Origin of the sequence: Paenibacillus sp. R14(2021), assembly GCF_019431355.1 — a bacterium.
GTDB lineage: Bacteria > Bacillota > Bacilli > Paenibacillales > Paenibacillaceae > Paenibacillus_Z.
Genome location: NZ_CP080269.1, coordinates 850,350 through 864,035, shown reverse-complemented (window position 1 = coordinate 864,035; position 13,686 = coordinate 850,350). Strand labels below are relative to the sequence as shown.

The window sequence follows — 13,686 nt, the reverse complement described above, 5'->3', positions numbered from 1 at the left end:
TTTATTTTTATGTTGAGTATTAATAATGCTCTTTGACAGCCATTAGCTTGGCATAGTAAGACGGATATTTTTGTTGGCTCTATGTAACTAAGCATCGTTGGACCTATGATTTCCTCATAAATACGACACGTTTTTCCCTCATACTCCATAATCCTAAAAGGTCTGGGTGCCCTTAGATTAAGATTGCTTATAATCTCAGCATATTTTGTGTTGTCACGGCCGAAGTGAAAAAAAGAGCCGGCTATGAAGATGAGGCCGGCTCCTTTTTGAGCATTTCGAGTTATTGCTGCTGGATGAGGAAAGCCGCGTCCCGAAGCAGATAAGCCGCCGCTTCGTTTGAAATATGCTTCCCGCTTTGCGCGCTTACCTCGTTCACGAAGCTGTTTAAGTTCCCATTCTCAAGCTTCGTCAGCAAGCTGTTCGCGATACCGGCGTTGTCGATCGATCCGTCCACTCTGAATCTGTCGACCAGGGCGCGCAAGGAGTCGATGCTTGCCGTCGTCTGGAAATGAACCGTCAAGGTACCGGCATTACCCGCATTGTCGCTTGCCTCCACAACCAAGACGTGGGTTCCGAGCGTCAGCCCGCTAAGCTCCACCGCATCTCCAGGCTGAAGCTGCACGCCGTCCAACGTAACAATCGTTCGGCTCGCATCAACGCCGGAAACCGCATCTGCTACGACTATTTGCGGTAAGATCGCTTGGTCATCCGTGAACACTTCTCCGTCATAAACCGAAGCGGTTACGGCTGGCGCGGTCCTATCCAGTTTAAAGTGGCTTTCTTTGGACGTTTCGATGTTACCAGCGGCGTCTGTCGAGCGGTAGGTGATCGTAGTCGCCGCGTCTTCGCTGAGCGTGATCGGATCGGTATAAGGCAGCCAGGTCACTCCGCCATCAGCGCTGTATTCCGTTTTTACTACGCTCGACAAATCGTCCGAAGCCGTCAGCTGCAGCTCGACCGGGTGAACATACCAGCCGTTTTGCCCGTCCGGTTCGGCAGGAACCACCGTAATATTCGTTACGGGAGCCGTCTTATCCAGTCCGGCCACCGCTTGATCGATCACACGCTGAATCGCGGCGCTGCTGAAATAACCGTTTGCCGACTTGCCGCCCACGATCGCCTGGGCAACGGTGAGTTTGCCGTCGCCGCTGAGCAAATTCATCTTTGTCAAATCCAGATGAAGACCCGGCGATGCAGGCGAGCCGAGCAGACTCAACACATCCCCGGCATTTGACGCATTATTAAGACTTAAGAAAGCGGGATTGATCGCATACCCGTCGATCTCAAATTCGTAGATCCGGGCCGCATTGTCGGTTGTGCTGGTCGGCTTCGTCACCCACAGCCGGACATACCTTGCTTCCGACAGGTCGATCGTATGCTCAGTTAGCCCCTTCGTATTCCCGTGGATGTCGACGACGTCTCTCCAGTTCACTTTATCGTCGCTTAGCTGAATTTTATAATCGTACGTATTCATACTGACCGCTTCGCCGCCAAGCTCGGCATGCGAGATCACAAAATCAGTTATCGCATAAGTGGAGCCCAAATCGCTTACGACCCAGTGCGGCCCGCTGCCGACATTGGCGCACCATTTGGTTTTCAAATTGCCGTCGAAAGCGAATCTCGCAGCTTCGCTCGCTGCACACGTCGAACTGGCCGTCGCCGTCTTGTTCAGCGCGAGATTGGACAGGCCGCCCGATACCGCCCAAGTAACGTTAATTTGCTCCGTATGCACGTCTTCGCCCGAGCTGTTCGAGGCGGTCAGCGTAATCGTGTACGTTCCCTCTTGGTCATAGGTGACGACCGGATGCCCCGAGCTGTAATCGACATGGCCTCCTCCTACATCCCAGCTGACCGAATCGGCCGTTTCCGACGATTGATTTATCAGATCAATCGGCTGGCCCGGAGCGGTATATCGCTGGCTTACGGTGAAATCCGCCACCGGCTTTGGATATTCCGGCCAGTTCAGCGTGACGGTCGCCGGAGCGCCGTGCCTGAAATCGCGATCGAGCCCGACGATTTGCAGCGTTGTTTGCATTTCTTTGCCGGTCCGTTTAATTACGGACACGTAATAAGCGTCATTTGGCGTTGCCCCTAGAAATTCGCGCGTCCCGTCTGGCTTCAGACGATATATTTCGTACAACGCGGCAGCCGGGTCCGTCTTTGTCCATGTCAACCGAGCATCCGCGATGATTCCTCCGGTAAACTCGTTCTCCATCGCAGGTTCACCCGGCTGGAGAGCTTGCGAAGGCTGCTCGGCCCCGTCGGATACGGACAGCTGCCCGATATTGACGGAGTAGCCGCTGATAACCGTGTCGCTCGCGAAGCCCAGCCCGATGGCGGCAATCCGTTTGCCGGCATATTGTCCGATCGGTATCGACTTCGTGGTCCACGCCCCCCCCGGTGCATCTCCCGCATCCAGGTATACAAACTGGTTCGAATCGTCCGAGAAAGATATCCCGACCTGCATATGCGAGGCGGTAAGGCTCGTATCCGCCAATTTGAACGCTATGCCCAGCTTCGTGTCCGAATCTACCGGCAGATCACTCTTGTACAGCTTGATCTGCGTGGCGTTCGCCGGGCTAAGGTCGCCCGATATCTTAAGGGAGCTTCCGCCGTAATAGGCGTTTGCGAAATCGATATCCGGCTTCAGCGCAGTGCCCGCGCTGTCCGCGATCCAGCGCCAAGTCGGCATTACGTCCTGCAGGCTGCGGTTGTTCCAATCTGCGGTTCGTAGCACTTCACCATTAACCGCAAACTTATGCCCCTGCCCCGTATTGAAATTCGTTACGAACGGCAGACTCGTAACCGGTGTTTTGTCTGAAATGTAATTCGCGATTCCCGGCCATGACGTTCCGGGAGCCGTACGCCGCGGATCGCCGTTCGGTCCGACCCAGAACCGGTTCTCTCTTGCATAGTAGTCCGCCTGCCCGGTCGATGATTTGTAAGCCCAATCAGGGCGGTACAAACCGAGTGAAGTAACCGCCGGACCTCCGGACGGGAAGATAGAGCTCCATCTAGGGAAGGAATTATATCCGTTCGCTTCCACATCGATGCCAGCATACAATTCATAAGGACTTCTGCCCAGGCTCGTCGCTGTCGCGTTCGAAGAGCTCAAACTGCTTGTACTCCATCTGAAATCAAGAAACATGCTGTCGGAAACTTTTACGTTATCTTGGAAAAACATTTTGTTGTTAGCATTGAGCGCGCCCTGCCACGAAACGAATCCGCTGCTGATCATGGCGTCGTACCACATGATTTTCATGTTTTCGGGCTTTTTAAGCTGCAAATATTTGAGCATTTGCTGCATTTTGGTCGCGGTCGCCGTATTCCCGCCGGCCGTCTCCTGATTGATGAACCAGCCGTCGAACCCGTAATAATTCGCAACATCGATGAGTTTGTCCGCAAAAGGGAACGAGCCGTCCGGATTTTGCACCAAGGAGTCGTTCACCCAATCGATCTTTCCGCCGTATGCGGTCGGCGGATAGAAGATCGTGCCGAGAATCGGAACGCCGTTCTTATGCGCGGCATCGGTCGCGTCGGCGCTCGGAGGGACGATAATGCCCTCTCCTGAGGATCCGGCCCAATCGACAAGCAGATCGGTATACTGCCAATATTGAAAAGCGTACGTATTAAATTGATCCGAGCCTTGCGACGGCGTCCCGCTCGTATGATCAGCCATCGACGAAAGCGCTGCCAGTTTAGGGTTTAAAGTAACGTTCGGATTTACCTGATAGCCCGTATACCGGCTTGCAAGCGGTATTCCCGACTTGTTGAACGCGGCATCCTTGTCCGTCTCGGGGGACCAGTTCAGCAAGTCCTTCGGAAACCAGTAAGAGGAATACGGCTGCTCCGCATGCGCGGACGCGTGCCAAATCATGCAGGAGGCTACAAACACGGCCGCCAAGGCGAATATGTTTCGTATAAAATACAATCTCATCCTTCCCTTCCATCCTCGACTAATAAAGCGCTTTCCATTAAATCGAATTAACCGCTTGTTTGCATTGTGTTCACGCTCCGATTTCAGATGCTCTGCAACCCTCCCGTCCCCCGTTTTGTTTTGTTAATCTTTAACAATCTTACTGCGTGCAGGTCATATTTTACTTCATGCCCGTTCTGTTGAATAGTCAATAAACGTTAGAAAATGAGGACGAATTAGAGGTTTGTGCCAACATTTTTTTTTCTGATAATGAAACGACCACGCCGAAAAGCCCCCTTTTCGGGATAGTACTTCTGCGTATCGCAGGAAGAAAGTCCATTTCCCAAATGACAATTGCTACCACTGTAATTATGATCTCGCTTGGTACGACTATTGTTCAACCCATTGCTAAATTAGTCATTCAGAACGGACAAATTGTTCAAAAAAATCTTAAATCATGCCGTATGACTGTTGACCAGCTCGAAACGCGGCTACGTCAGCTAGGAGTTTCTACTATTAGCGATGTCAAAACAGCTACTTTGGAGCCTAATGGACAAGTCGGTTACGAATTCATGCAACATGCCAAACCTCTTACCGTTGGTGATTTAGAGCGTATACTTGGCTTGAAGCCGGGAGGGAGCATGGGACAAAGCAATCTTTTTCAAGAAGTTATCACAAACCATCATTCATCACCGATAGATCCCAAACTACAATAAAGAAATACATATTTAATACTCAAAAAATCTAATGCCTAATTAAAGCAGCCAAGCTTCATACCCAACGAATTTTGAATAGGGTAATTCATATCAACCTGGAAGGAGGCTTTATGAATGGCTATTAATCCCTACATGTACCCATTCGGTCAATACCCACAGCCGATATATCCAGAGGGTCTGTATCCACAACAGCAGCAAATGAATTCGTACCACTGGAATTTCCCTCAAGGATCAGGCCCGCAAGGCTTTGGTTTTCAAGCCGGTGGTCACCTTAGCGGATTTGGATCCGGTGTTCATGCTGGAGGTTTTCTCGGTGGTCAAGGCGTTGGTGCTAATTTAGGCGGCCATATTGGCGGTTATGGCGGCCAACTAGGTTTTCAATTTGGCGGCCGAGATGATAAAATGCGCGGTAAAAAGAAACGTTAAAATATAGAGTGCTTAGGAGAGAAAGGATATTGTTCCTTTCTCTTTTTTTATTCAATCACTGTTGTCATTACCAAAAGGCGGCATCACGGTACGACAGCTGGTGAGGTATCCAATGAGCAATGTTGATCGAGAAAGACGGGTCACCGATATTCTCATTTTATCCTGCAAACTTAAGAATTTTTTAAGAAATCGCACCAAAATAGTTTAAGTAACTACGGTATACTCTTCCTATCGCACTAGCAAATCGAATCTGGTGAAAGCAAGCATGGAGGGCAATAGGATCTTTGAACGATAGTAGTTTTGAAGGAAAATGAAATGAGATTAATGAGTTTGTTGCGAAGGATACAAAAAGGAGATATCTATGAATAAACCAGAACGAATAAAAACAGTCTTTTTATATGGTGTTTTCATCGGTTACATACTTTTGTTAATTAAAATATTATTCTTATCGAGAGTTTCGATTTTCGAGCTATTTAATAGCCAAAGGACGTTAGTTAGGTCAATCAATCTCATTCCTTTTTATAGCATAAGTGAATACATATCTGGCAGTTCTGCTAATTTAAAAAATTTCGCTTTCGCTAATGTGGTTGGCAATATTCTTATTTTCATTCCCCTTGGTGTATATTTGTCATTATTTAAGAACAATAAAAGCGTTCGAATTTATCTATTGTTTATATTAGTAGTGAGTTTATTTGTTGAAATCATTCAGGGGCTTCTAGGTATTGGATCAGCAGATATTGATGATATAATCCTAAATGGTTTAGGTGGATGGATTGGTAACTTGGGGTATAAGTCTTTACTATTACTATTACGAGATGAGAAGAAAGTACATACTGCAATTACAATACTATCAGCTATCGTAGGATTACCTGTTATATTATATTTATTATTCATGATAAAGATGAGATTCTGAATATCATTTTCTATTTAACAAAAATAGGACATAACTTTCATCCCTAAGGATAAAGAAAGTTATGTCCTTTGTTCGAGTTATCCGTGATTCTCAATATATTTCTTCAACACTTCGTAAACATACTCCTGATTCGCTTCGGCCGTACTCGGGTCGTATTTGCCTCCATTTGTTTTATTGTTCGACAGAATCCGAATGCCGAGGAACGGAACACCATAGGCTTTGGCGATTTGCGCCGCGGAGGCGCCTTCCATTTCTTCGACGGACGTTCCGTATTTCGTATGGAACCAATTGATGCGGTCGACTTCGTTGTTCCATACGTCCGCGGAGCCGATCGTGCCTTCCACGACTTTTCCTTTCGTGTACGTATCCTTAACCGCCAGGGCAGCTTCGAGCAAATCCTTATCTCCATCGTAGAAGCGAGGCTTTTCGGCGTTCGGATCTTCTCCGGCGCTGCCTTCGGAAGCCATCAAGTCCATCGGTTTCCAAAGTGTCGGATCCATTCCTTCATTAGCCAATTTGGTTTCCGTTTTTAACGAACCGAGATTGGTCGTGCGTTGTCCGAGAACGATATCGAATACGTTTAGGCTCGGGTCATGCCCACCCGACGTCCCTTGATTGATAATGGCGGCAGGGTGGTATTTTTCAATCGCGACCGCCGTTGCGGCCGCCGTATTTTCCATTCCTTTACCCGTTTTCGCCACGATGACCGGGTAGTCGTTCAACGTGCCGACGTAAAAAACAAAGCTGCCTGACTTCTCTTCTTTGACGTTTTTCAGCTTGCCTGCGAATTTTTCGGCTTCGATCGGCATCGGGCCTTCCACGATAATCGGGCTTTTGCCGCTTCCTTGCACGGCGTTGTCTTTCGAACCGCAGCCTGCCAGCAGCGCGGAAGAAAGCACCGTAACTCCGCCTACAATAACCATTTTCGTCAGTATGTTTCGTTTCATTCTCGCAGGTCTCCTCTGGGTGTTCGATATGCTCGGGAAATGAGGCCATAGAAAAAGGTCTCGACGGTAGACGAACGCTACCTTCTAGACCCTTCGATAGTTAAAGCGCGAATAATTAAGCAAATAAGCCAAAGACGCGATACTTTAACTCGAAGTCCAGTTCATTTAAGGAGAACCGGGTAGAGACACTCAGACCATATTACCGAGCATATTCGAGTATATTCTGTTTGCGAATGTTGCTTAATTAATATATCAGTGATTAGGGGTTTGATCAACAAGAATACGAATAATAATTATTGGATAAATAGTATTGTTCGCCTTTTAAGGTTCTAACTCATAAACCACCATCATTAATGACTCAATTGTTCAAAGTGTCGCTTCCATTCATGCACGCCCTCTTCGATTCGATATGCATGAAATCCGTTTTCTTGTAAAATTTCAACTGCTTGAGCGGACATATTACAATATGGCCCTCGACAGTACACAACAATTTCTTTATCCGTCGGTAATGTCGTAAGCTTTGTTTTCAGGTCATCAATAGGTACCGAAATGGCTCCAGGGATATGCCCTGATTGATATTCATCTTCGGGCCTTATATCTAATAATAAAACTTTCCCTTCTTCCATCTTTTCGAGCTCGTCTAAAGCCAGAAGCGTACTATTGGCGTGATCTTGAAAAATTTCAGCCTTTAGCTGTTGAATAGACGTCAACCGCTTTTCGCCAAGACGATGCAAAGAAATCATGAAGTCAACGATTGATAATTCCGCAACCTCATAGATAACATAATTCCCCTTCTTATGAAAACGAACGAGTTTGGAGTCATGCAGCGTTTGCAAATGCTGCGATACATTCGCGACACTCATTCCCGTAAGCTTAGAAAGCTGCTCGACAGATTTAGGGCCTTGAGCAAGTAAGTCGATAAGCTCTAAACGTTTCGGACTAGATAGACACTTGCCGATGCGAGCAAACTCAAGATACAAATTATCTTTCCACTTACGCACTTCGTCCACGATCACCACATCCTAACTATTCAATTTCATTGTTGAATGGTTATATGTTATATGCTGTCCCTAATCGTGTCAAGGACCTAATTCTCTTCAATGAATTTCGCGCTTGACCCAATAATATTCTTGCCTCACGCAGCTGCGAATATGCGATCGCATAGTTGACCGCCGCAGGACCGGATGCTGCCCTGTATTATGCTTGCATAATTATGTCCTTTTTTATAAAAGGGCCTGTCAGAAGTCAGTGTTCTCTGACTTTCTGGACAGCCCCTTTTTCTTTACTTTTTAATTAAAAAAATCTTTAAACGCTTTAATTGTTTCTTGTGGTTTTTCCTCTGCGATCCAGTGTCCACTTTTCTCAAATGTTACAATTTTCACGTCAGTGGCATAACCACGTAAGAACGGCTCAAGATTAAACTTTGTACCTCCGATACCAAGAACGGGAACTGAAAGCCTATCATACGTTTTAAAATCTTCAATATCTTGTCTTAATGTTTTATACCAACCGTTACTTGCGCGAATGGCTTCAGGTGTTGAATATGCAGTAATGTAGGCATCTCTATCTTCTTTAGGCATAGATGCTTTGTCATAAATCTGATAATCAAAAATCCAATTGTGGAAGGTTTCCAACTGTTTTCCTTGCAACAATTTCTCCGGTAATTCTGGTATCGTGTTCAATGCAAACCACCACGGGAACTTCGGAGCATCAGGATTCTCTAAATCGTACGCTCCAGGCGGAGGCAAGAGCGGTAGTTGCGTTATAAAGCTCTCGTTAGGGTGCGGAACATCCAGCATCGCTACTTTATTTGTAGCTTGCGGGTAATTAGCTGCATAAGCGTAAGCAACCATAGATCCGATATCATGTCCTGCGATATTAACTTTCTCGTAACCGAGCTTTTTGGCTAGCGCATAAATATCAGAAGCTAATGTCTTTTTATCATAGCCTGTTTCCGGCTTGCTGGAACTACCCATTCCCCGATAATCAATGGCATAAACATGATATTTCTTTGCTAATTCCGGCATAATTTTGTGGAATGAATACCACGTTTGCGGCCATCCTGGAAGAAGGAACAGCGGTTTACCTTTACCACCTTCAACATAGTGGAGAGTGACTCCATTTACCGCTTTATTACCGTTTTTAAATCCTGGAATTTTTTTGACGAGCTCCTTATCGGAATAAAGATGGGTTTTTGTTTCATTTGCGGCTTTCATAATTCCCTTTTCATGGTTTCCTGCAAAGGCTGTAAGAAGTATAGTCGCTACTAACGTAATTGCTATGATAAACCATCTCGATTTCATTCTATTCATAAAGCCCTCCATTATTTTTTCTTCATATTAATATTAAAATGAATATCCATTTTTTAAAATTCGTCCACGTTATCTAGGTAGTCCTGGATAGGTTTTAACGGGACAAGATTCTTTTGTAAGCGTTAATGGTCCCGAAATGCAATCCTTCATGGTACATGCTATAACGGACCGACTGTTCTGGTGTGAGTAGGTCAAGTCCTGTTGACGTTGTAAGAGGAGATACGCTTTCGTTGAAGCGGCTAATTGGAAACGTCTCGCGAATTCTATCCGGCTGTTCTTTCAACATGCTCACCAACTGCGGTATCGTCAACACAGGGAACGATTTTGCGATATCATCCTGCGGGGTCGTCGAGTAAATGCTCTTTCCTACCCGCGAAATCGTCGATGCATCACAGGCACTCCCCACGTTGGTAATTAAAACTTATTCATCATATCTCTCCTTAAAATAAGATTAATTTCAATTCAGTGAACAATAATTCAATTGTTCAATTGAATTGTTTTATATTAATGACTTACCGCTTTATTGTCAACGTCATTTCTATGCCAATTAATTGCTTTGAACCTTACCTATTTCCGTTGTATAGATGTTCTTGTTGCACGAAACAAGTTACCTATCTCCTCATGAAAAAAGCACTCCTTAGGGAGTGCTCAAAAAGTATATTATTTAGTACTCTACGGTACTGACTAAACCAGCTGGAGTATTGTTTCCATTGGCGCTGATAGCCGAGAAGAAGTAGATGCCTTCATTCAAAAAGTAGAGTTTGCCGGAGGAAGCATCTTTGGCAAGCCGAGTGAATTTGACGGCTGGATGTACGGCGCAGGATTTGCCGACCTGGACGGCCACCGCTGGAACCTGCTGTACATGGATGAAAGCAAAATGCCGAAACGCTAATATGGAAACGCCGGTCACCTCCTTAAGGTTACCGGTGTTTTTTTACCCGCATAATCTCATATCTGTCATTCAAAGTTTGCTACGTTGGATATTGCGATTTAATTTACCGTTACATGTAATGTTATTTTCTAAGGGTTGGAACTAGCCTGTGAGGGTTTAATAATAGATCCAATCCATCTAAAACATCATTAACAATGATTTGACTTGCTATTAACGTCGTCGTAGCGCAACCTTCTTTACCAATTACAGCAATTGATAGGTCGGCTTGGCGGAACATAAGCTCATCATTTACCCCGTTACCTAAAACGGCAACTCCAGGTGCGAGTTTACAAACAAAATTGCTTTTTTCTTCTCTTTGATTATCTTGTCCGATGACTTGTAGTTCCACAGGTAACTCTTCACATTCTCTTGCCGCACTCCCATTGCTATCAGCAGTTAATACATGGATCTTAAGCAATTTCTCTAATTCCATTAGTCTTTCCCTTATACCGGGCAATACTCGTCCATCCAAAGCAATCGTTCCATTAAAGTCTAAAACAAGATGACTAATATTAATATTTTCTTGTCCGGGAATATTGACTTGCATCATGCCACTCCTAATAGTAAAGTGAATTCTCCATACCACATTTTACCACGTGTCCTTTAGGGACTGAAGTTATTTATCTGTCCTATTTTTACGCTGATGACGAAGCCAAGTATATATCCAATCCGTTTTCTATATTAAAATCCATTTCCGGATCGTCTATATTACTCCTCTTCAGGATAAATTCATTCAGATTGAAAGAAATCATTGTTCTTGACTTTTGAAAGAAAACAAAAAAAGAACCCCCCGCCAAGAACAATGTCTTGGCAATAAGATTCGTCGTGTTGCCACCCCAGTTCACTAATCCATCATCAGATCAGCCTTATCGCGTACGACATGACAATCCATGCTTTACTCTAATCCAGTCTGGAAACCGAGCAGAACAATAACAGCAGCCCGCGAAAGCTGCCGTTATCAATATTCAGAATTTGTTAGAGTTCGAATCTCACGCCGGTTAATTGTTCGCTTAACGTCCACAGCCGCTCGGCGTCCTCGGCGTTCACTGCCCATTCGTATACGCCTGGCGTGAACGGGGTGGATGTGATGATCGCGATGTCCCCGTTCTCGCAATAGACGCCGCCCTTCCCGTCGAGCTGAGGGTGAACCGCGGACCAGACGAAAGTGGCCGCGCCTTCCTCGATCGTCTTGAATTCATCGTTGTACTCTGATAAGACGCGTTCCCCCTGCTCATTCAACGTACTAATCGCACCCAATTCGTCATCGGTCATATAGCGGCTCAAATTCGTGATGATCGTGCCCGGATGAACGGAAAAGGTCCGTACGCCATGTGCTTCTCCACGTTTATCCATGGCCACGGCAAACAGTGCGTTCGCCGTCTTCGACTGCGCGTACGCAGCCCACCTCTCATAGTCGCGCGTATTGAAGTTGGGATCTTCAAAATCAAAGCCGCCGAGCTGATGCCCGCGCGACGATACGGATATGATTCTTGCGCCTTCCGCCTTCTTGAGCGCCGGCCATAACCGCGCGGTTAGCTGAAAATGGCCCAAATGATTCGTCGCAAGCTGGGATTCAAATCCCCGCGAATCGCGAGCCAGCGGAGTCGCCATGATGCCTGCGGAATTGATAAGGATATGCAAAGGTCGGCCGGTAGTGCGGAACCGCTCGGCAAACGCATCGATGGACGCGGGATCCATAAGTTCCAATCGTTCCAGTTCCACGCCCGGAACCCCGCTTAAAGCTGCCTGCGCTTTCTCCGGCGTGCGTGCGGGCACGATAACCGTTGCTCCTGCAGAGGCAAGCACCTTGACAGCTTCCAGACCAAGCCCGGCATAGCCGCCCGTAACGATAGCGATCTTACCGGTCAGGTCCTGGCCGCCCAAGGCTTCCTTGGCGGTCGTTCTAGGTCCGAAGCCCGTATGAAGTGGAGTTTGAAGCGCGATATGATTCCTAGTCGTCATGTGTGTAACCTCCAAGGATGGTTGTGCATTAGCACGTGACAACTATACTTTAGTAAGTACTATAAAACAACTCCGTATCTCAAAACAACTTATAATCTTAACTTTTTAGTAATTTGGAAGCGACGGAATGCGAAAAAAACAGGACAGCTATTAGGCTGTCCTCAGGCAGTCGAGAGTCTCGACAGCCATTTCTATATCGATAAATTAATACGTTGTCCCATCATATCACGATTAGCTGGACCGATGGAGCGATTATTTTCCAAAATATCTTCGATGAGATTGTGCTAAGCATCCTATTACTCAGAAGTTCTTGGATCAATTGCTCCATTAGTTGGAACTGCTGGAGGGTCAATTTGAACAGGTTCGTTCATTCTTCTTGTTTTATGTAAATCCGTTGCTCCTGCTTGATGTGTTAGCAGGTCCTTCATTTCATCGTTCATGTCAGTTTGATGGTTGTTGTTGTCAGTCATTAGTAGGGTCTCCTTCTTCTTGTATTGATGTTCCGGCTTTATTTTCGTCATCCCACCCTTTACATTCTCCCTCTGGTTTACCTCTCCTATACCTGAAAATTTTAAGTAAGACCTTTGAATAGGAAAATGGAATAAACAAGTATTTCGGCCTATCCCTGTATGTACTCCATTTTTTTCATTTGTAAGACAACCCTTTAAGGGCACCTTATCGGGGTAACACATTTATAAAAAGGAGGTACTACAGTGATGCGTATTCGGATATCTATCGCATGTGGTTTATTGCTGCTCCCGTTAATCGCTTCCGGTTGCGGGAATAACAATGGTGTGCGAAACAAAGGAACTGGTATTGGAGAGATCATTTCCCAACAGAGCGGCCAAGGCATGGGAGGCAGGAATAGTACAACGCCCGGCCAAACGGGCCGCAGTACGACCAGTGGTGGCATGACTGGCTATGGCACAAGTTCAACCGGTGGTGGCACATCTTCCATCTACGGTACTGGCTCCACCGGCGGAGGCATGACTGGATATGGTACCGGCACGAGTGGCGGAGGCATGACAGGCTATAGTACCGGTAACACCGGCGGGGGCATGTCGGGCTACGGCACAAGTTCGACCGGTGGCGGTACGTTCGGATATAACAACTCGAACGGTAGTGGTGCGAATAGCTATGGTACCGGCATGAGTGGTACGAATGGTTACGGAACAGGCTCTGGATACGGGACCAGCACATCTGGAGGAAGCAGCATGTCTGGTTACGGCACCAGCACATCTGGAGGAAGCATGTCTGGTTACGGCACTGGGTCGAACGGGACAACAAACCTGCAGTCTCAAATCCGCCAAAAAGGTTACAATGATATTCTGGTACTTGGGGATACAATCATTGTAGGGCTTCGCGGAACGTATCAAGGACAATCGAATCTTCGAGGCTTAAACGCAAATATATTGACCGTAACCGATGATAAGGCGATCAAGGCCATTCAAAGCGTAAAACGTAAACTTACGGCTATTTCAAACCCGGGTCCGAAAGCAGCTTCAATTTCATCTGACATCCGGTTGATCCTTAGTAAAGCCAGACCTACTCGCTAAACGTTAG

Annotated in this window: 11 protein-coding genes, 1 pseudogene and 1 riboswitch; of the genes and pseudogenes, 5 read left to right on the top strand and 7 right to left on the bottom strand. The window is 46.4% G+C overall.

Translation table 11 applies throughout. The features are described 5' to 3' along the window. Positions 1-280: 280 nt before the first annotated feature. Positions 281-3,937: an endo-beta-N-acetylglucosaminidase gene (locus KXU80_RS04280; protein ID WP_258171242.1), complete on the bottom strand. Its 3,657-nt coding sequence runs from the start codon at positions 3,935-3,937 to the stop codon at positions 281-283. Between the two features lie 326 nt (positions 3,938-4,263). Between KXU80_RS04280 and KXU80_RS04275 the strand changes: the two genes are divergently transcribed. From KXU80_RS04275 to KXU80_RS04265, 3 genes are all read left to right on the top strand, one after another. Further along, entirely contained in the window at positions 4,264-4,632 is a 369-nt protein-coding gene (locus tag KXU80_RS04275; RefSeq protein WP_219837047.1) for a YetF domain-containing protein, read from the top strand. Between the two features lie 114 nt (positions 4,633-4,746). After that, complete coding sequence (locus KXU80_RS04270) at positions 4,747-5,058, top strand: hypothetical protein (RefSeq protein WP_219837046.1); 312 nt, start codon at positions 4,747-4,749, stop codon at positions 5,056-5,058. Positions 5,059-5,419: 361 nt separating this feature from the next. Continuing rightward, on the top strand, positions 5,420-5,971 hold the full coding sequence (locus KXU80_RS04265; RefSeq protein WP_219837045.1) for a VanZ family protein: 552 nt from the start codon (positions 5,420-5,422) through the stop codon (positions 5,969-5,971). 77 nt (positions 5,972-6,048) lie between these two features. Here KXU80_RS04265 and KXU80_RS04260 read toward each other — a convergent pair whose 3' ends face one another. From KXU80_RS04260 to KXU80_RS04250, 3 genes are all read right to left on the bottom strand, one after another. Beyond that, positions 6,049-6,918: a 5'-methylthioadenosine/S-adenosylhomocysteine nucleosidase gene (locus tag KXU80_RS04260; RefSeq protein WP_219837044.1), complete on the bottom strand. Its 870-nt coding sequence runs from the start codon at positions 6,916-6,918 to the stop codon at positions 6,049-6,051. A 132-nt stretch (positions 6,919-7,050) separates the two neighbouring features. After that, positions 7,051-7,154: riboswitch (purine riboswitch) on the bottom strand. Between the two features lie 114 nt (positions 7,155-7,268). Continuing rightward, positions 7,269-7,928 (bottom strand): ArsR/SmtB family transcription factor, encoded by a 660-nt coding sequence (locus KXU80_RS04255; RefSeq protein ID WP_219837043.1) that lies wholly within the window; start codon positions 7,926-7,928, stop codon positions 7,269-7,271. Positions 7,929-8,207: 279 nt separating this feature from the next. Continuing rightward, positions 8,208-9,230, bottom strand: a complete 1,023-nt coding sequence (locus KXU80_RS04250; RefSeq protein WP_219837042.1) for an alpha/beta fold hydrolase — start codon at positions 9,228-9,230, stop codon at positions 8,208-8,210. Positions 9,231-9,930: 700 nt separating this feature from the next. Here KXU80_RS04250 and KXU80_RS28345 point away from each other — a divergent pair. Continuing rightward, positions 9,931-10,122 (top strand): annotated as a pseudogene (locus tag KXU80_RS28345) (VOC family protein); the annotation flags it as partial. Positions 10,123-10,243: 121 nt separating this feature from the next. Here the strand turns inward: KXU80_RS28345 and KXU80_RS04245 are convergent. The 3 genes from KXU80_RS04245 to KXU80_RS04235 form a co-directional block, all read right to left on the bottom strand. After that, complete coding sequence (locus KXU80_RS04245; protein WP_219837041.1) at positions 10,244-10,711, bottom strand: HAD family hydrolase; 468 nt, start codon at positions 10,709-10,711, stop codon at positions 10,244-10,246. Between the two features lie 425 nt (positions 10,712-11,136). Continuing rightward, entirely contained in the window at positions 11,137-12,123 is a 987-nt protein-coding gene (locus KXU80_RS04240; protein ID WP_219837040.1) for an oxidoreductase, read from the bottom strand. 296 nt (positions 12,124-12,419) lie between these two features. After that, complete coding sequence (locus tag KXU80_RS04235) at positions 12,420-12,593, bottom strand: hypothetical protein (RefSeq protein ID WP_219837039.1); 174 nt, start codon at positions 12,591-12,593, stop codon at positions 12,420-12,422. Between the two features lie 246 nt (positions 12,594-12,839). Between KXU80_RS04235 and KXU80_RS04230 the strand changes: the two genes are divergently transcribed. Further along, complete coding sequence (locus tag KXU80_RS04230) at positions 12,840-13,679, top strand: hypothetical protein (protein WP_219837038.1); 840 nt, start codon at positions 12,840-12,842, stop codon at positions 13,677-13,679. Positions 13,680-13,686: the final 7 nt, after the last annotated feature.